The 18,257-nt window shown below is 62.5% G+C and carries 23 protein-coding genes; 20 read left to right on the forward strand and 3 right to left on the reverse strand.

The features are described from left to right. Window positions 1-241 precede the first annotated feature (241 nt). On the forward strand, window positions 242-1,168 hold the full coding sequence (locus V8J82_RS14825) for a DUF2493 domain-containing protein (RefSeq protein WP_339976174.1): 927 nt from the start codon (window positions 242-244) through the stop codon (window positions 1,166-1,168). Window positions 1,169-1,292: 124 nt separating this feature from the next. After that, window positions 1,293-1,763: a hypothetical protein gene (locus tag V8J82_RS14830; protein ID WP_339976175.1), complete on the forward strand. Its 471-nt coding sequence runs from the start codon at window positions 1,293-1,295 to the stop codon at window positions 1,761-1,763. Window positions 1,764-1,783: 20 nt separating this feature from the next. On the opposite strand, the gene V8J82_RS14835 is transcribed toward V8J82_RS14830, so the two are convergent. Together V8J82_RS14835 and V8J82_RS14840 are read right to left on the reverse strand one after the other, a co-directional pair. After that, window positions 1,784-2,428 carry a YdcF family protein gene (locus V8J82_RS14835; protein ID WP_339976176.1) on the reverse strand — a complete coding sequence of 215 codons (645 nt, stop codon included), beginning with the start codon at window positions 2,426-2,428 and terminating at the stop codon, window positions 1,784-1,786. Beyond that, window positions 2,428-2,796 (reverse strand): VOC family protein, encoded by a 369-nt coding sequence (locus V8J82_RS14840; protein WP_339976177.1) that lies wholly within the window; start codon window positions 2,794-2,796, stop codon window positions 2,428-2,430. The genes V8J82_RS14835 and V8J82_RS14840 overlap by 1 nt, the downstream gene beginning before the upstream one ends. Before the next feature lie 776 nt (window positions 2,797-3,572). On the opposite strand from V8J82_RS14840, the gene V8J82_RS14845 reads away from it, so the two are divergent. Further along, window positions 3,573-3,908, forward strand: coding sequence for a DUF736 domain-containing protein (locus tag V8J82_RS14845; protein ID WP_339976178.1), 336 nt, complete (start codon window positions 3,573-3,575; stop codon window positions 3,906-3,908). 36 nt (window positions 3,909-3,944) lie between these two features. On the opposite strand, the gene V8J82_RS14850 is transcribed toward V8J82_RS14845, so the two are convergent. Beyond that, window positions 3,945-4,178 (reverse strand): helix-turn-helix domain-containing protein, encoded by a 234-nt coding sequence (locus V8J82_RS14850; protein ID WP_339976179.1) that lies wholly within the window; start codon window positions 4,176-4,178, stop codon window positions 3,945-3,947. 177 nt (window positions 4,179-4,355) lie between these two features. Here V8J82_RS14850 and V8J82_RS14855 point away from each other — a divergent pair, with 177 nt between their 5' ends. The 17 genes from V8J82_RS14855 to trbK-alt all read left to right on the forward strand — a co-directional run bounded on the left by V8J82_RS14855 (window position 4,356) and on the right by trbK-alt (window position 18,254). Next, entirely contained in the window at window positions 4,356-4,622 is a 267-nt protein-coding gene (locus V8J82_RS14855) for a DNA -binding domain-containing protein (protein ID WP_339976180.1), read from the forward strand. Between the two features lie 142 nt (window positions 4,623-4,764). Then, entirely contained in the window at window positions 4,765-4,935 is a 171-nt protein-coding gene (locus V8J82_RS14860; RefSeq protein ID WP_339976181.1) for a transcriptional regulator domain-containing protein, read from the forward strand. Window positions 4,936-4,999: 64 nt separating this feature from the next. Further along, window positions 5,000-5,479 (forward strand): DUF2285 domain-containing protein, encoded by a 480-nt coding sequence (locus V8J82_RS14865; protein ID WP_339976182.1) that lies wholly within the window; start codon window positions 5,000-5,002, stop codon window positions 5,477-5,479. 44 nt (window positions 5,480-5,523) lie between these two features. Then, window positions 5,524-6,372 (forward strand): abortive infection family protein, encoded by an 849-nt coding sequence (locus V8J82_RS14870; protein ID WP_339976183.1) that lies wholly within the window; start codon window positions 5,524-5,526, stop codon window positions 6,370-6,372. A 157-nt stretch (window positions 6,373-6,529) separates the two neighbouring features. Then, window positions 6,530-6,814 carry a helix-turn-helix transcriptional regulator gene (locus V8J82_RS14875; RefSeq protein WP_339976184.1) on the forward strand — a complete coding sequence of 95 codons (285 nt, stop codon included), beginning with the start codon at window positions 6,530-6,532 and terminating at the stop codon, window positions 6,812-6,814. Then, on the forward strand, window positions 6,811-7,248 hold the full coding sequence (locus tag V8J82_RS14880; protein WP_339976185.1) for a DUF2840 domain-containing protein: 438 nt from the start codon (window positions 6,811-6,813) through the stop codon (window positions 7,246-7,248). The genes V8J82_RS14875 and V8J82_RS14880 overlap by 4 nt, the downstream gene beginning before the upstream one ends. A 23-nt stretch (window positions 7,249-7,271) precedes the next feature. After that, window positions 7,272-7,784 carry a S26 family signal peptidase gene (locus tag V8J82_RS14885; protein ID WP_339976186.1) on the forward strand — a complete coding sequence of 171 codons (513 nt, stop codon included), beginning with the start codon at window positions 7,272-7,274 and terminating at the stop codon, window positions 7,782-7,784. 4 nt (window positions 7,785-7,788) lie between these two features. Continuing rightward, window positions 7,789-8,538, forward strand: coding sequence for a lytic transglycosylase domain-containing protein (locus tag V8J82_RS14890; RefSeq protein ID WP_439650074.1), 750 nt, complete (start codon window positions 7,789-7,791; stop codon window positions 8,536-8,538). A 247-nt stretch (window positions 8,539-8,785) separates the two neighbouring features. Then, window positions 8,786-10,552, forward strand: a complete 1,767-nt coding sequence (locus V8J82_RS14895; protein WP_339976187.1) for a relaxase/mobilization nuclease domain-containing protein — start codon at window positions 8,786-8,788, stop codon at window positions 10,550-10,552. Between the two features lie 13 nt (window positions 10,553-10,565). After that, the gene (locus tag V8J82_RS14900) at window positions 10,566-12,560 is read left to right on the forward strand and encodes a conjugal transfer protein TraG (protein ID WP_339976188.1); all 1,995 of its coding nucleotides are present in this window, start codon (window positions 10,566-10,568) and stop codon (window positions 12,558-12,560) included. Between the two features lie 3 nt (window positions 12,561-12,563). Further along, window positions 12,564-12,992: a ribbon-helix-helix domain-containing protein gene (locus tag V8J82_RS14905; RefSeq protein ID WP_339976189.1), complete on the forward strand. Its 429-nt coding sequence runs from the start codon at window positions 12,564-12,566 to the stop codon at window positions 12,990-12,992. Window positions 12,993-13,175: 183 nt separating this feature from the next. Next, window positions 13,176-14,111 (forward strand): P-type conjugative transfer ATPase TrbB, encoded by a 936-nt coding sequence (trbB, locus tag V8J82_RS14910; RefSeq protein WP_439650080.1) that lies wholly within the window; start codon window positions 13,176-13,178, stop codon window positions 14,109-14,111. Further along, complete coding sequence (locus V8J82_RS14915; protein WP_339976191.1) at window positions 14,108-14,443, forward strand: TrbC/VirB2 family type IV secretion system protein; 336 nt, start codon at window positions 14,108-14,110, stop codon at window positions 14,441-14,443. Before trbB ends, V8J82_RS14915 begins: the two co-directional genes overlap by 4 nt. Further along, window positions 14,440-14,709, forward strand: coding sequence for a VirB3 family type IV secretion system protein (locus V8J82_RS14920; protein WP_081533694.1), 270 nt, complete (start codon window positions 14,440-14,442; stop codon window positions 14,707-14,709). The genes V8J82_RS14915 and V8J82_RS14920 overlap by 4 nt, the downstream gene beginning before the upstream one ends. Window positions 14,710-14,713: 4 nt before the next feature. Then, window positions 14,714-17,212 (forward strand): conjugal transfer protein TrbE, encoded by a 2,499-nt coding sequence (gene trbE / locus V8J82_RS14925; protein ID WP_339976192.1) that lies wholly within the window; start codon window positions 14,714-14,716, stop codon window positions 17,210-17,212. Continuing rightward, window positions 17,190-17,969: a P-type conjugative transfer protein TrbJ gene (gene trbJ / locus V8J82_RS14930; RefSeq protein ID WP_339976193.1), complete on the forward strand. Its 780-nt coding sequence runs from the start codon at window positions 17,190-17,192 to the stop codon at window positions 17,967-17,969. Before trbE ends, trbJ begins: the two co-directional genes overlap by 23 nt. Window positions 17,970-17,975: 6 nt before the next feature. Beyond that, the gene (trbK-alt, locus tag V8J82_RS14935) at window positions 17,976-18,254 is read left to right on the forward strand and encodes a putative entry exclusion protein TrbK-alt (protein ID WP_339976194.1); all 279 of its coding nucleotides are present in this window, start codon (window positions 17,976-17,978) and stop codon (window positions 18,252-18,254) included. Window positions 18,255-18,257 lie beyond the last annotated feature (3 nt).

The following is an 18,257-nucleotide window of genomic DNA, read 5'->3' on the forward strand; positions in this document are numbered from 1 at the left end:
TTCTCGAGAGGGGCGAGCCGGAGCGGAACCCGCCCGGTCCGGCAATGGCTGCGGCGACACCGTTTTCCGCCGCCGAGGGCGAGCCTCGGCTTTGCATCGCGATCCAAAACGGCGCCGCCTCCGCCATCCTCCGCTGACGCTCCGGTCCCTCTGGCGAGGGATGCAGGCCCGGTCGCGTCCCGCTTTCCGTCGCCCATGAAGGCCGCGCGAGGCGCGGTCAGCGACAAGGAGGCCATCGCCCATGACCCAGCACGAACCCGACACCCGATCCGCCACAGCGCTCGTTCTTGACGAATTGCAGCTCTTCGGACATCGACCCTTCGCCGACGAACCCGATCCGCGGCCGCTGCCGGACGCCCACAGCGTCGAAGGTGCGATCGCCGACATCTTCGACGCGCTTGTCGTCGCTCTCGGCGACACCCGGCTCGAACCCGATCTCGAAGACCTGCTCTGGTCGACCACCAATGTCTTCCACCGCATGGCAACCCGGATCGACCGCGAGCTCGACGATAACGAACAGGCACAGCGACGCGCGCAGCGCAGCCAGGACGGCTCCGAAGTCCGTTCGGTCGAACTGGAACGCCTCATCGCCGAAGGGCTGACGCTCACCGAACAGCGCAACGCCTATGACAGCATGCGCGACCTCGCCGCCGAGCGTTTCGAGGCGCATCTCGGCCAGACCTGGCATCCACGCTCGGGCAGCCACGTCAATCGCAAGCATATGACCGCCGCGATGATCGACAGCCGCGACTATCTCGACGCGAAGCGGAAGACCGAACTCGAACCGCTGCTTCCGACAGGCACCAAGATCGCCTTCACCGGCGGGCAGGACGTGGCCGACACCGGTGCCATCTGGGCGGCCCTCGACAAGGTACGCGCCAAGCACGACGACATGGTGCTCCTGCATGGCGGTTCGCCCAAGGGCGCGGAACGCATCGCGGCCTGCTGGGCCGACAATCGCAAATGCCAACAGATCGTCTTCAAGCCGGACTGGACCCGCCACGGGAAGGCCGCGCCGTTCAAGCGCAACGACCTACTGCTTGAGACGCTACCGATCGGTCTGATTGTCTTCCCAGGCTCCGGCATCACCGACAATCTCGCCGACAAGGCCAAGGTGCTCGGCATCCCGCTCTACGATTTCCGCGCAGCGAAAGGCGGGTCGTCATGACCAGTGATGCGCATATCGCATCGCGATGCGCTCAGCGGGAATATTCCGGGAACACCGCCGATGTGCTATATTTCGTTAGCGCCGTGGCGGTGGTGGAGGCGCATCCCATGAGAGGAGACCGCCCATGTTTTTGTCCGCATTTCTGAGCGTCATCGGCCTCGGCTGCCTCGTCTGGGTGCTCTTCGCACTGGCCGTCTACGCGCTACCCGCATTCGTCGGGGTAAGCGTTGGCATGTATGTCTATGACACCGAAGCAGGCCTGATCGCGGCATTGGTGGCTGGCATGTTTACCGCCGTTTTCACTTATCTCATCGGGCAGATCATCTTCGCCAAGGTCCAGTCCGTGCCGGTCCGCCTCGCCATCGGCGCGCTCTTCGCCGCCCCTGCCGGCGTCGCCGGTTTCTCCGCGATCAAGGGCCTGTCGCAGATCGGCGGCGCTTCCGAAGGCTGGACGCTCGCCTTTGCGATCATCGGCGGAATCGTCACCGCCGGAACCGCCTGGGTACGGATCGGAAGCCTCGCCGGTCCGATAGGTGATGACGATGTGGAGAGCATAGACGCGATGAAGGCGAGCCCATTCGCAAATGACCGGTAAGCGGACTTTTCTGCCGTTCACTACTGCGAGCTGAAGGTCGGCTTTTGCAGGTGATCGACGAAACCCGCTTTAACCAAAACTTCGAACGCTTTCCAAGTTATGTCCGGAATGTCGACTGCCGTTTGATACCCAAGCTGGGCGTAAGAATTCATTCGTTCCAAATCGCCAACCATTTCGCAAATCAAAGCTCGTTCATTGTGATGTGCCAAAGGCTGATCGATAAACTTCGTATGTGGTGCTGTCACAATGGCCTTCACATCGCTCCATTGCTTCTCAGCCGTGGCTTTGCATCTACGCTGGGTCTGAGGTTTGGTTACAAAAATAGCGCTTTTCGCATTTGGAACTATGGCAGCGCTCAATTGTACGTTCTCACCGATGTTAGTTGCATTCGGCTCCAATAGGATCGCTTCTTTGGGCACCTCATGCTCTACCGCCTTTTCCTTGAAAGCAACAGCCTCGCCTTGAGGGAACAAATCTCTTGTCCAATTGCCCGAGGAACCAGTGAAGATGATAAGGTCTGAAAAGCCCTCAACGAAAAGTTTGGCGCAATGTTCAGCGACCCTGATGTCGTAAGAGCCCAATCCGATGATGACATCCGATTTGGAAAGCTCATCATATACGCAGTGGAAGTCCCATAGGACACGCGCAGCATCTTCAACTTTCATCATTGCGGTTCTCCAATTTCCACCACGTGCCTATCCGGATCGAAGAACCGGAAGACGCGCTGTCCCCACGGCTCCCTACGAATGGGATGAATGAGTTCCACATGTTTGGAGATTTCTGCAAAAGTCCGGTCCAAATGATCATCTTCAAAGTACAGAACTAGGTTTGCACGTCCATAAGCTGAGGCGGTGTCATCATCGGTTCCAAAAACCGTTTGGAAGAGAACTGCGCCGCTGTGAATGGCGAAGCCATCTTTAAACGTCACAAAGTCTCCGTGATCCTCCAAGATTGAGATACCGAGAACCCTGGCATAGAAGTTTTTGGAGATTTCGATGTCTCGAACGAATGGGATTGGGTTTACAAACTTCAACGTCTTATGTGGCTATCTAATTGGTCTGGGTGGGTTGATTATCGACATTGCTGACATTAGCTGCATCGACAAATTTGTCCAACTTGGGCTCGCTGCTGCCATTCGCTTGCCCCACAAGCGCGGGTCGTAAGCCTCGCCGGTTCCATCGGTGAAGATTAAGTGCAGCACGCAGACGCCATTCACGTGAGCCCGTTCGCAAATGATCACTGAAACCTAACCGCCTACGACGATGCGGCATCACGGTATTGATGTTGCCAACTTGAAGCTCGAATACGAGCTTTCGGCATGGCGCGTCTGATCTCGTTCGAGCGCCCCGACCGAGCACAACACATATCGAACACCGCTAGGCCTCAGAGGGAGGGAACATTCTCGCATCGCCGGGAGAGCTTGGCGATGAACATGCTCTGCGCCGTTCTGCACGCCAGAGCCTGCCTTTCTCCGATCGACATTGCCGATGGATTGCCCGGTCCGAGGGTGGCGGTCATTTCTCATCCCATGCCCTCGTCACCCGCGTCCGTCACGGCCTCTCATTGAGCTGATCTGACCGGGATCGGCTGACTCCTCGACCGCCTCAGCCGCAACGCCGGGTTCGGACTTTCTTCCCCAGGGCTTCGCCCATTCCTCGCGGGACGACCCTGACGGGTCCAAGAAAATCCGCCCCCGGCGTCCTCCGCTCACGCTGCGGGCCAAGGGCTGCGTCGGCGGATCGTCCCGGTCCTGACGATCGCCATCGAGACCGCGACGGGCGCGGGATCGAAAGCCAAAGGAGAAATGATATGGCCACCATCGGAACCTTTAAGAAAACCGGCAACGAATACGTCGGAGAGATCGTCACCCTCAACGTGCAGGCGCAGAACGTCCGCATCGTCCCTGAGGACAGCGCCTCCGGCGAGAACGCTCCCTCCCACCGGGTCTTCGTCGGCCGCGCCGAGATCGGCGCCGCCTGGTCGAAGCGCTCGAACGAGGACCGCGACTATCTGAGCCTCAAGCTGGACGATCCGAGCTTCACCCAGCCGATCTACGCTAACCTCTTCGATGACACGGTCGTCGAAGGCGGCGAGGAGACCTTCAGCCTCATCTGGTCCCGGGCACGCCGCAAGAACGGTGAGTAAGGCGACAATCGCCCCGTCTGGGAAACCGGGCGGGGCTTACGTCTGTTCAGCGCCCTCCGAGGCGTTTTCCTTCAACAAGAGATCCGGCGGTACATCGAGCGCCAGCGCGGCGTGCCAGAGCGTGATGATCGTGACGTTCTGCTGCCCGCGCTCCATCGAGCTCACATGCGCGCGATCCACGCCCATCTTCACGGCCAGCGCCGCCTGGCTCATGTCAGCTAAAGTTCTGTAGTGCTTGAGATTGTTCCCAAAAACCTGCCGGATATCCATCCGACGACAAAAGACCTATCGCGTATTTTAGTGCGACGTATTATAATGCACGCCCCATGCCACGTCGTTCAGAGATCAGATACGGAAATGCAGCCTTTCAGCCATGCGGCAGTTGCGCGAAGCGATGTAAGTGAGGCATTAACCATATGGGCATCAACAATGCCCATGGGGGATAAGATGAGCAGTGAGATTAGTCGAAAACTTACCGATACCCCGCCAAACAGCGACCACCTGACCGACTATGACCGCGCCCAACTCAAGCTTTACGCACGCCTCCTCGACGCGGAAGTCGATGGGGCGGCGCTTTCGGAAGTCGCGCACCACCTGTTCGGGATCGACGCCGAAGACGAACCGGAGCGCGCCAAACGCGTGCATGACAATCACCTCGTGCGCGCTCACTGGGTCGCTGAGCAAGGTTACCGCGACCTCCTGACCAACGCCTGAAGCCGCAATAAGCGAGCTTGCGCGTGATGCCTTTCGCGCATCGCCCTATGCCGTCCGTCTCCCTACGCTTTCGCGTTTAACGCGAGCATATTGCTGAGTCCAAAGCGTCTGACGCTCGGCGCGTAACAGTTGGAGAGCGGATATGCCAACGAACTGGCGAAACGAAACCGATTACGCCTACATCGAAAAACTCGATGCCTCCGGCCTGGCCTGGGAGTGCCTCAGACGCAATCCCGACTACCGGGCCGCGTTTCCGAACATGACCGAGAACGAGGCGGCCGCTTGGGGGTTACGATTTCCCCGTCGATCCTGAGCTCAAGGCGACGGACGCGAAACTCTACTGGCGACCTTCTATTGCACCAGCCGTGACCTCTTTGATGACGGCCAGGAATCTCTACGAAGCAGAGCCAGCGGCTTTCGATCATGTCATCGTGGAAGCAAGGCGCGGCACCCGCGGCCGCTACTGGACCCGCATTCGTTCCGGATTGATCGTCGTTTCCGACGATGAGTTGACCGCAGAGAGGCCGCGCGCTTTCATCGTCCCATGGTCGCCCGACTGGTCGATCAGGATCGCCACCGCGGAGCGCCTTAGGCGCATCTGGGGTGGTCAGACACCGCGCGCTTTGTTCACCCTACAACGGCGCAGACGTATCGGTCATGCGCTGCGCACTGACGATGCGCGGCAATCCGGCGCGAAACTGCGAGACATCGCGATCACCTATTTCGGCGCTCGGAGGGTCGCCGCCGAACCTTGGAAGACGAGCGCGTTGAAGGCGCAGATCGCGCGTCTTGCAAACTACGGCAGACATCTGACGGAAGCGGGTTTCAAACAGCTTCTGCGTGGAAAAACGAAATAATGCCAAATGATTGCGGCATGCTATCGGGCTGATATTCTATAATCATGTCGATCGAGTCTAAACCTTCAGTCAGCCCTCCGCGCATTCTCGGTCGCACGCGCCGTCTGCCTACGAAATCGCGAACAGTCTTCGATCAGATTTTTCACAGCGGTGGCGGATACGTTCTCGATTTCTCGGACCGGACGATGGCCGAATGGTTCGAGGAGACGTTCGATCTGAATATCTTCCAAGAGCGTTTCCAGATCGAAGGGCACAGCAAGGGAAAGACGCTGCGCGGTTTCGTCGAAGTGGCGGAACCGCGCTTTGTGGCCCAAGTCATGCGCGCGCTTTGGGACTACCGATGCAGCCTGGCCGACTACCGCGAGGACGATGCAGAAGAAGAAGCGCGCCTCGCAGACTGGCTTAAACGCTTCGCAGACGAGCTCGAGGCCGCATCGACCATGAAGCTCGAAGATGCGCTGACCGACTTCTCGCGCGACACGACCCTGCCGAAGCTACGCGCCGCCATCGCAAACGATCTGGTTGCCGAGAAGCCCGACGTCGCGCTTGATCGCGTGCATACCTACTGCGTCAAACGCTTCCGTCATTTGCTCTCCGAACGCGGCCAGCCCGTCGACGCCAAGACACCGCTTCATGCGATTTTCGGCGCCTATGGGAAACTTCTTCGCGATGCAGGCGAGGTCACGCAGTTCGCGTTACCGACCCTACGTGTGCAGCATAAGCTGTTCGAAAGTCTCAACGACGCACGCAACAAGCGATCCTTCGCGCATGACAATGACCTGCTTTCGGTATCCGAAGCGCAGTTTCTGATCGACTGCGTACTCTCTTCACTGGCCTTCATCGAACGGATCGAGAGCAGCCGTTCGCAATCCGAAGACGACATTCCCTTCTAAAAATTACTGTCTGAGCATGCGCATATCCCGATTTTCAGGGGTGACGATTCCGCGCGAAAATCTTCGTCATCCCTCCCGGGCGCTCTTCTCCGCTTCTCTGGCCACGAGCCGTCCCTTGCATCCCGCGACGGACCCGCGATGACCAGAGGAGACCCCGATGCCCGATCCCAATGCCGGCCTGCCGCCGCGCTATCTCAGAACCCCCGAAGCTGCCCGTTTTCTCGGCCTGTCCGGTCGCACGTTGGAGAAACACCGCACCTACGGGACCGGGCCAAAGTATTCCAAAATCGGCGGCCGTGTCGTCTACGCGGTCGAAGATCTACAGGCCTGGGTCAGCCGCGGCGAGAAACGCTCGACCTCCGACAACACCGGCGACACCGTGCTTCCGGCCAAACGTCATGCGGCGATCTCGCCGGCCTATAGCGGCGAGAAGCGCTCATGAGCGCGCGCACGACCATCGAATTGACGTGGATCGAGGGCCGCATCGAACGCTGGTTGCGCTTCGGTCGGATCGTTCAGGAGACGATCAAAAGCCGGTCGGTCAACGTGGTCGGCGTCGGTCCTGGCGGCATCTTCGCTTTCGTCCGCTGGGCCGCGAACGACTATGGCACGGTCGAAAGTCGAATAGACATCTTGCAAGCCGCCCGCCCCGGCGAGCGCTATTCGACGGTGCCTTTTGTGACACCCGGCGGGGTGTCTCTGTTGCGGCTGTCTGGCTGGCCAAAGGTCGAGGCGGTGCTGGTCGCAATCGATCAGATCGAGGCCGAAAAGATCGCGCCGGAAGACGTCTGTCCGGATCACTGGCGCCACGTCCACAATCGCCTCAGCTGCAATGTAGAGCCGCGCCGCTACACGCCTTTTCGGCATGAGGCCTAGCTCAAAAGACGGGAGCTGGCGGCATGAAACGGGCGCGCCCATCACTCCTCATCGGCAGCGCCGGTATCGCGTTGATCGCGCTTTCCGCGATCATCCGCGCCAACCCGATCCTCGTCTGGAACGCCTCGGCCAGCGTGCCCATCGGCTTCTACGCCGTGCAGCCGCTCGACACGCCGATCGTCGGCGATCCGGTCGTTCTCGAACCGCCATCGCCGCTCGGCGATTGGCTCCTGGAGCATGGCTATCTCGGCGCCGATGTCCCGCTGATCAAGCATGTCGCCGCGCTTCCTGGACAGCGCGTCTGCCGTGTCGGCGTCACGATCAGCGTCGATGGCGTTGCAGTCGCGACCGCAAAGACACACGACCGTTTCGACCGCCCACTGCCCGTTTGGCAGGGCTGTCATCGGCTCACCGACGATCAGATCTTCTTCCTCAATCCACACACCGAGGCGAGCCTCGACGGACGGTATTTCGGGCCACTGCCGCGCGCCACGATCATAGGCCGCGCGGTGCCGATCTGGACGCGTGAGGGTTGACGCGATGGCCTTCCTTTTCCCTTCCGGCCGTCGTCTTGTCGCCGCTTCCGCGATCCTGATCGCACTTTCCGGCTGCGCAAATCCGCCCGCCGCCGACGCCCAGGATATGTTCCCGCACTCCGCCGAGACCGCCACGCCAACGTCCGATGTCGACGCTCATATTGCCGAAGCGGCGCAACGCTTCCGCATCCCCGAGCGCTGGATACGCGCCGTGATGCAGGCCGAAAGTGCGGGCAATGCGCGCGCCGTCAGCAGCGCCGGTGCTATGGGTCTGATGCAGATCATGCCCGGCACTTGGGCGGAGCTTCGCGCTGCGCATGGCTTTGGCTCGGACCCGTTCAACCGCCGCGAGAACATCCTCGCAGGCACGGCCTATCTGCGCCAGATGTATGACCAGTTCGGCGCGCCGGGGTTTCTCGCGGCCTACAATGCTGGCCCCGGACGGTATGCCGAGCACCTTCGCACCGGGCGGATATTGCCGCGTGAAACCCGTCGCTACGTTGCAGCCCTTTCGCAAGAACTGGGCTTCTCGGATGCAGCGCCGTTGCAGCCAGTCCGCACGGTTTCTGCCGACCGATGGCAAGCGGCCCCACTCTTTGCGCCTGTTTCCGCGTCGCTAGAAGCGCTGCGGAGTGCAGCCCCAGACCGCACATCGGCTACTGCTCAGAACGCCGACGAACCGAACCCGTCGCGTTCACAGAGCACCCAACCGAACCGGCTTTTTGTCTCCAGAACCGGGGAGCCAGAGCGATGAGCGCAGCGATCTGGCTCCGCCCCGTTCCGTCGTGCTGCTTCGTATGGAATGCGGCAGGCGGAGGATTGCAGCCCAAATCAACGACGGGAGGGCAAGATAAAAGGCCGGACACGCGGGGGCGCTACGGCGTTGTTGTTGTTGGGTTTTTTGCGTTCCGCACACTTGACCACAGTGCTGCGCCCACAGCTATCGCTCTGATTCTACTCAGCTTTCACCGTGCCATGCCTGATTTTGGGGAGGCACGAGCATGAGCCAGCGCGATAACGACATTCGCATCAAGCCGGGGCGTATCCGCGACAAAGGCCCGTCAGCCAAACGCGCCAAGAGCTTCGTCGGACAGGTCATGCGTGCCGCGAAGAAAGCGGGGCATACCGGCAATCATTTCAGGACGAGCGGCGGTCGTGCCGGACGGTCGACGTTCGGACGTGGACGCTTCGTGCGAGCCACAAGAGGCCTCGCGCGAACGCAGCGCCGGGTCGTCGTAAATGCGCGGATCGTCCGGCATCGCGGTCAGAAGTTCCGGTCCGCACCGCTCGCCAAGCATCTCGATTATCTGAAGCGCGAGGGCGTCACCAAGGACGGCCGAGATGCGGCAATGTTCGAAAAGGAGCACGACCAGGCCGACGATCGCGCCTTCGCCGCGAGCACCGAAGACGACCGTCATCATTTCCGCTTCATCATCTCGCCGAAGGACGCCGGTCAGATGGAAGACTTGCGCGCCTTCACCCGCGACCTGATGGCCCAGGCCGAACGCGATCTCGGCACGGAGCTAGACTGGGTCGCGGTCGATCATTGGAACACCGACAATCCGCATGTCCATGTGCTCGTGCGCGGCAAAGCCGGCGACGGCAAAGACCTCGTCATCTCGCGCGATTACATCAGCCGCGGATTGCGAGGCCGCGCAGAGGAACTCGTAGACCTCGAACTCGGACCGCGCAGCGAGAAGGAGATCGCCGCTGGTCTCGACGCAGAGGTGAAGGCCGAGCGCTGGACCGGTCTGGATCACGCGCTGCGGTCTCACGCCGATGACACCCTCGGGGTCGCTGACTTGCGGCCCGGCGCACCCGATCTCGACGACCAAGACCTCAAGCGCCGAATGATCGGGCGTGCGCAGACTCTGGAACGCTTCAGCCTTGCCGAAAAGCTGGCGCCGTCGGTCTGGCAGCTCAAACCTGGCATGGAAGAGACGCTGCGCGAGATGGCCGTGCGCGGCGACATCATCAAGACGATGCATCGGGCCCTGAGCGAACAGACACGCGGTCAGGCGCGCGCGCAGTCTGACTTCGCCATCGAGGGTCAGCCGGACAATCCCATCCTCGGAAAGCTCGTCGATCGCGGCTTGCACAACGAACTCTCGGGGGAGGCCTATGCAATCATCGATGGCGTCGATGGCCGGCTCCATCACTTTCGCTTCCGCGATCTCGATCTCACCGGCGACACACCTCTCGGCGGGATCGTCGAGACGCGGAGCTGGGCCGGGAAGGATGGAGGGGCGAAGCGCCTGTCGCTGGTCGGGCGGTCGGATATGGCGATCGACAAACAGATCGGCTCGGACGGCGCAACCTGGGTCGACCGTCTGGCGCTCGCCAAGACCCGCGCACCGCTGGCGCCAAGCGGGTTCGGAGCCGAGGTCCGCGACGCTCTGGAGAAGCGGGCCGAGCATATGGTCGGCCAGGGCCTCGCGAGACGGCAAGGTCAGCGAGTCACCTTCAACCGCGATCTACTCAAGACGTTGCGCCAACGCGATCTCGATAGAGCGGCGAGCAAGATCGCACACGAGACCGGCCTGCCATTCCGCAAGTCTGGTGAGGGCGAGACCGTGGCTGGCACGTATCGCCAACGCCTCGATCTCGCCTCGGGTCGTTTCGCCATGATCGACGACGGAATGGGCTTCGAACTCGTCCCCTGGAAGCCCCAACTCGAAAAGCATCTCGGCCAGACCGTCACCGGCACTGTTTCGGCGGGTGGTGGAATCGACTGGTCGCTCGGCCGCAAGCGCGGCCTCTCGATCTAACCCGGAGAACATTATGACCTCGAAGAAACACGCATCATCGGCCACCGCGATTCTCTGGGGCCAGATCCTCATCGTCTCGACGGTCGCGTTGCTCTTCGTCTGGGCGGCGACGCAATGGGTGGCGTTCCGGCTCGGCTTTCAATCAGAGCTCGGCCAGCCGATGACGACGATCCTCGGTCTGCCGATCTATGCGCCATGGAATGTCTTCGTCTGGTGGTACTGGTATGATGCTTATGCGCCGCGCGTCTTCATGGAAGGCGCGATCATCGCCGGCGCGGGCGGTATCGCTTCTGTCTGTGTCGCGATCTTTCTTTCCGTCCTGCGCGCCCGCGAAGCGAGCAACGTGACCACTTACGGCTCCGCCCGCTGGGGTACCGAGAAAGATATGCGCGAGGCCGGATTATTCGTCGACGACGGCGTGGTGCTCGGACGCTACCAGTCTCGCTATCTCCGCCACGACGGACCCGAGCATGTGCTCTGCTTCGCACCGACGCGCTCGGGCAAGGGTGTCGGTCTGGTTGTGCCGTCACTGCTCACTTGGCCGGGCTCCGCCATCGTCCACGACATCAAGGGTGAGAACTGGCAGCTCACGGCGAACTACCGCTCCCGGTTCAGCCGGGTGCTGCTCTTCGACCCAACCGATCCGACCTCGGCGGCCTACAACCCGCTGCTCGAAGTCCGACGCGGTGACAGTGAGGTGCGCGACGTCCAGAACGTCGCCGACATCCTGGTCGATCCCGAAGGCCTGCTCGAACGACGGAACCATTGGGAGAAGACCAGCCATTCGCTTCTCGCAGGTGCCATCCTGCATGTGCTCTATGCGGAAGCGGACAAGACGCTGGCAGGCGTCGCAGCCTTCCTGTCCGATCCGAAGCGTCCGATCGAGTCGACGCTCGCGGCTATGATGCGCACCCCGCATCTTGGCGACCACCCGCATCCCGTCGTCGCGCAGGCCGCGCGGGAACTTCTGAACAAATCGGAGAACGAACGCTCCGGTGTGCTCTCGACGGCCATGAGCTTTCTCGGGCTCTATCGCGATCCCGTTGTCGCCAACGTCACGCGGCGCTGCGACTGGCGGATCGACGATCTAGTGACCGGCGACATGCCGGTGACCCTCTATCTCGTCGTGCCGCCTTCGGACATCTCGCGGACCAAGCCGCTCATCCGTTTGGTACTCAATCAGATCGGCAGACGGCTGACAGAAGACCTGCACGCCAGACGCACCCACCGCATGCTGCTCATGCTCGACGAGTTCCCGGCGCTCGGTCGGCTCGACTTCTTCGAGAGCCAGCTGGCCTTCATGGCGGGCTATGGGATCAAGGCATTCCTGATCGCCCAGTCTCTGAACCAGATCGAGAAGGCTTACGGGCAGAACAACGCGATCCTCGACAACTGCCATGTCCGCGTCGCCTTCGCGACCAATGACGAGCGAACCGCCAAGCGGGTCTCCGATGCGCTCGGCACGGCGACCGAAATGCGGGCCATGAAGAACTATGCCGGGCATCGGCTGTCGCCTTGGCTCGGGCATTTGATGGTGTCTCGTCAGGAAACAGCGCGACCACTCCTGACACCCGGCGAGATGATGCAGCTCCCGCCAACAGACGAGATCGTTCTGGTCTCCGGTTCGCCACCGGTGCGTGCGGAGAAGGCGCGCTACTACACCGATCTGCAGTTCAAGGCCCGGATTGCGCCGCCACCGGATCGCAACGCGCAAGCTAAGGGAGTCAGCACTTCGGCAGACGATTGGAGCAAACGCGAACCGATTGTCGCGCCGCCAACGAAGAAACGAAAAGCGAAAACCGACGAGGCCGATGGCGGCATCCGTCGGCAGCCCGACCTGCCGGAACACGAGGACATCGCCCCAGAACCGATCCCGGCCCGCAGCGAGTTCGCCGATCTCGATGGCGAGCCGGAAGATGATGCGCAGCGCGCCAAGGCGATGCGCGACCGGTTCGGTACGGTCGCACGGCAGGCTTCGCTCGATCCCGATGACGGGATCGAGCTCTAAGAGATGGCCGTGAAGAAAGATCGTTTGAATGTTTATTTCGATCCGGCTTTGTCGGGCGAGTTGGAGGCACTGGCAGCGCGTCGGAAGGTCTCGAAATCGCAAATCGTGGAAGCGGCGCTCGCCGCATTCCTATCGCCCGATGGAGCCGATCAGCGGGAGGCGGCAATCGTTCGTCGCCTGGATCGTCTCACCCGGGCCGTCGAGCGTTTGGAGCGGGATATGTCGATCGGGAATGAAGCCAGCGCACTGTTCGTGAAGTTCTGGCTGACCACCACACCGCCCTTGCCGGATGAGATGCGGGAGGCCGCACAGGCATCGGGCAAGGAACGCTATGACGGGTTTGTAGAAGCGCTCGGGCGGCGACTCGCAAAGGGGAAAACGCTTACCAAGGAAGTCTCGGAGGACATCCCAGAGCAAACATCCTTTGTCTGACGTCATCGCAGCTTCACGCGAACTGCGCTTGTCCCTGCCTCTCTACGCCACCGCACTACTACGCTCTCAAACTTGTTGCGAATGATCCTTTAGCGGTCTTCTTAATCGACCCCGTAACCAGATGCGGGGCCGCGAATGACCGTCCACACTTTCAAGTCAGCAGCGATCGAGCGCGGTTCCCGCATGCTCCGCACAGCGCTTGGCGCGGATATCGCGGCCTGGCTCGACGAGGACGCCGTCGTTGAGGTGATGCTCAATCCGTGCGGTCGCCTTTGGGTCGACCGCCTCGGCGCGGGACTCTGCGATACGGGTGCTGTGCTCTCGGCAGAAGATGGCGAGCGGATCGTCCGCCTCGTCGCCCATCATGTCGGCGCGGAAGTCCATACGGATGCGCCGCGCGTTTCGGCCGAGTTGCCCGGGACGGGTGAGCGGTTCGAGGGACTTCTTCCACCCGTCGTCGCGGCCCCGACCTTCGCCATCCGCAAGCCTGCCGTCGCCGTCTTCACACTCAACGATTATGTCCGCGCCGGGATCATGGATGGTTCCGCCGCCAAGGCGCTCCGCGAGGCGGTCGCATCGCGCGCCAACATCCTCGTCGCCGGCGGCACGTCCACGGGCAAGACAACGCTCACCAACGCGCTGCTGGCCGAAGTCGCCAAGACTTCCGACCGGGTGGTCTTGATCGAAGATACCCATGAGCTGCAATGCACGACGCCCAATCTGGTCGCGCTGCGCACCAAGGACGGCGTCGCGACGCTCTCCGATCTCGTTCGCTCATCACTCCGTTTGCGCCCGGATCGTATCCCGATCGGTGAGGTGCGCGGGTCCGAAGCCCTCGATCTTCTCAAAGCCTGGTGCACCGGCCATCCCGGCGGCATCGGCACGATCCATGCGGGCTCTGCCATCGGCGCGCTGCGCCGCCTCGAACAGCTGATCCAGGAAGCCGTCGTCACCGTCCCGCGCGCGCTCATCGCGGAGACCATCGACGTGCTCGCCGTCCTGCAAGGACGCGGCAGCGACCGTCGTCTCACGGACCTCGCGCGCGTCACGGGCCTCACCGACACCGGCGACTATGCGCTCCACTCGCTTCTCAACACCCCGAAAGGAACCGCCACATGACCAGCCGAATCAATCTCCTTTATCCCCGATGGCCCGTCTATCTCGGCGCCGCTGCGCTCGGCTTCCTGCTGGCCGCCGGACAGGCCGAGGCCGCCGGCTCAGGCATGCCCTGGGAAGCGCCGCTTCAGGCGATCCTCGAATCCATCGAAGGCCCGGTCGCCAAGATCGTCGCGGTCATGATCATCATCATCACCGGCCTGACGCTCGCTTTTGGCGATACCTCGGGTGGCGCCCGTCGGCTCGTGCAGATCGTCTTCGGCCTGTCGATCGCATTCGCTGCCTCGAGCTTCTTCCTGTCCTTCTTCTCCTTCGGCGGCGGTGCCCTCATATGAGCGATCCCACCGACATTCCCGGCTTCACCGCGCCCGTGCATCGCGCACTGACCGAGCCGATCCTTTTGGGCGGCGCGCCGCGGACCATCGCGATCGCCAACGGCACCATAGCGGCCGCAGTGGGCCTCGGGCTTCGGCTCTGGCTGGTCGGGCTCGCTCTCTGGGCCATCGGTCACATGCTGGCGGTCTACGCCGCCAAGCGGGACGCCCAGATCGCCGACGTCGCGCGCCGCCACCTCCGTTACCCAACCTGGATGGGGGTGTGAGGGAATGATGCGCCTCGCCGAATATCGCTCGAAGGCCGCGCTGCTTGCCGATTTCCTGCCCTGGGCCGCGCTGATCGGCGAAGGCGTGATCCTGAACAAGGATGGGAGCTTCCAGCGCACGGCGCGGTTCCGCGGGCCCGATCTCGAGTCCGCCACGCCCGCCGAACTGGTCGCCACAGCTGCGCGGCTCAACAGCGCGCTCCGCCGCCTCAGCTCGGGATGGGCGGTGTTCGTCGAAGCGCAACGGATCCCGGCGCGCAATTATCCGCTGTCGGAGTTTCCTGATCCGATTTCCGCATTGGTCGATGCCGAGCGGCGCGCGCAATTCGAAGAGGCATCCAGTCACTATGAGAGTCGCTACTTCCTGACGCTGACCTGGGTGCCTCCGGCGGACGATACGAGCCGGGCGAGTGGCTGGCTCTTCGAGGACGCGCCGAGCAAGGGCGCCAATCCGAAAGAACATTTCGCGGCGTTCCGGTCACGCTCGGACCGCCTGCTCGATCTCTTCGAGGGATTCATGCCCGAGGCAGTCTGGCTGGATGATGAAGAGACGCTGTCTTATCTGCATTCGACGATCTCGACGCGGGCGCAGGCGGTTCGTGTGCCCGAGACACCGATGCATCTCGACGCCTATCTGGCGGACGAGCCGCTGGTTGCCGGGCTCGCGCCGAAACTCGGCGGAGCCCATCTGCGTACGCTGTCCGTTGTCGGCTTCCCGACATCGACCTGGCCCGGGCTTCTCGACGAGCTCAACGCGCAGGCGTTCGAGTATCGCTGGGCCACGCGCGCCATCTGCCTCGACAAGACCGACGCCACGAAACTCTTCACCCGCATTCGCCGCCAATGGTTCGCCAAGCGCAAATCGGTCGCCGCGATCCTCAAGGAAGTGATGACTAACGAGGCCTCGACGCTTCTGGATTCGGATGCGGACAACAAGGCGCGCGATGCCGATGAAGCCTTACAGGAACTCGGAAGCGACATCGTCGGCGCGGCCTATGTCACCGCGACGATCATCGTCTGGGACGCGGACGAACGCGCAGCTGACGCCAAGATCAAGCTCGCCGAGAAGGTCGTGCAAGGCCGTGACTTCACCTGCATCCCGGAAACGCTGAACGCCATAGAAGCCTGGCTCGGTTCGCTGCCCGGCCACCTCTACGCCAATGTCCGGCAACCGCCGATTTCGACGCTCAATCTCGCGCATATGATCCCGATCTCGGCGGTCTGGGCCGGGCCGCAGCAGAACGATCATCTGGGCGGACCGCCGCTTTTCTACGCCGAAACGCAAGGCGCGACGCCGTTCCGCTTCTCGACCCATGTGGGCGATGTCGGCCACACCCTCATGGTCGGCCCGACCGGCGCGGGCAAGTCTGTCCTGCTCGCGCTTATGGCTTTGCAGTTTCGCCGCTACGAGAACGCGCAGATCTTCGCCTTCGATTTCGGCGGCTCGATCCGCTGCGCGACGATGGCTTGCGGTGGAGACTGGGAAGATCTCGGTCTCGCTCTGTCCGAAGAAGAGGATGCGGTCCAGCTACAACCGCTCGCTCGGATCGACGATGCCGCGGAACGCAGCTGGGCGCAAGATTGGCTCGCCGGGCTGCTTGCAAGAGAAGGCGTCACAATTTACCCCGTGGCGCGTGACCATCTTTGGTCGGCGCTGACCTCGCTCGCCTCCGCGCCGGTTGAGGAACGCACGCTGACGGGCCTCTCTGTGCTCCTGCAATCGAACGATCTCAAGCGCGCACTCGCGCCGTTCTGCCTTGGCGGTCCCTTTGGACGCCTGCTCGACGCGGAGAGCGAAGCGCTTGGCGCCACTGACTTCCAAGCCTTCGAGACCGAGGGGCTGATAGGCTCCGCCGCTGCTCCCGCCGTCCTCGCCTATCTCTTCCACCGCATAGAAGCCCGCCTCGACGGGCGGCCGAGCCTCATCATCGTCGACGAAGGCTGGCTCGCGCTCGATGACGCGACCTTCGGCTCGCAGCTGCGCGAATGGCTAAAGACGCTCCGCAAGAAGAACGCCAGCGTTATCTTCGCCACCCAATCGTTGGCCGATATCGACGGCTCCGATATCGCGCCCGCCATCATCGAGAGCTGCCCGACACGCATCTTCCTGCCCAACGAGCGTGCCTTCGAGCCGCAGATCGCCGTCACCTACCGCAGTTTCGGCCTGAACGACCGGCAGATCGAGATCATCGCGAGGGCCACGCCCAAGCGCGACTACTACTGCCAGTCGCGCCGCGGCAATCGGCTTTTCGCGCTCGGTCTCGGCGAGGTCGCACTCGCCTTCACAGCGGCTTCCTCGAAATCCGATCACGCCGCCATCGACGCGATCCTCGAAGAGCATGGGCGAGACGGCTTCGCCGCCGCCTGGCTCGCCCGTCGCGATCTCGGCTGGGCCACCGAATTGCTCGGTCCTTCCGACGACGTGATCGAGGCCACGCCATCCCCCACCCCAGACCCAAACGACGACAAGGAGAAAACTGATGTTCAGAACCACGACACGTAAACTGGCAGGACGCGCCGCCGCGGCCCTGTTGCTGTCGAGCGCGGTCGCGATGACCCCGGCGATCGCACCGCCCGCCCACGCGTTTTTCGGCGGAGGGTTCGGCGGGATCGTCTACGATCCGACCAACCATGCCGAGAACCTGCTGACCGCCGCGCGGACGCTCGAACAGATCAACAACCAGATCGCCCAGCTCCAGAACGAGGCCCAGATGCTGGTCAATCAAGCCCGCAATCTCGCGAGCCTGCCTTACTCTTCGCTCTCGCGGCTACAATCTTCGGTCCAGCAAACCCAGCAGCTCTTGGGTGAAGCACAGCGCATCGCCCATGACGTGGCCACCATCGACGAGGCCTTCACGCAAGATTACGGCGCAGCGGCGGCTCGCGGCGATTTCGACGACATGATTGCTGGCGCACAGGATCGCTGGCGGACCTCGGTCGCCGGGTTCGAGGATGCGCTGAAGGTCCAGGCCGGTGTCGTCGGGAACATCGAGACCGCCCGAACCGAGATGCAGGCACTTGTCGGCCGCAGCCAGGCCGCCACCGGCGCCTTGCAGGCCACGCAGGCCGGCAATCAACTTCTCGCTCTCCAAAGCCAGCAGATCTCCGACCTGACGGCTGCGATCGCCGCGCAGAACCGGGCGCAATCGCTCGAAGCCGCGCGGGTTGCGACGGCCGAAGCGCAAGCGCGCGAGAACCTCGACCGCTTCCTCGACTACGGGTCCGGCTACGAGCCGACCACCGTCCGGATGTTCCGGTAGCCCGCGATGAAGCTCACCGCCGAGACCACGCTGAAAGGGATCGCCATTGCCTTGGGCGCCATTGCCGCGCTCATGGCGGCGATGGAACTCCAGCGCGCCCTTGAAGAAGAACGCGCGGGCGAGCCTGCGGCTGTGGTTTCGGACGATCCGCTGCGCGAGACCCTCCAGCGCTGCCGCTCGCTCACCCCGGAAGCGCTCGAAGCCGACACCGAGTGCCAAGCCGCCTGGGAAGAGAACCGCCGCCGGTTCTTCGGCATGTCCACAAACGATCCGGAGAGGGAGTAGGCC

The sequence above is a fragment of the Gymnodinialimonas mytili genome (assembly GCF_037544085.1).
GTDB classification, from domain to species: domain Bacteria; phylum Pseudomonadota; class Alphaproteobacteria; order Rhodobacterales; family Rhodobacteraceae; genus Gymnodinialimonas; species Gymnodinialimonas mytili.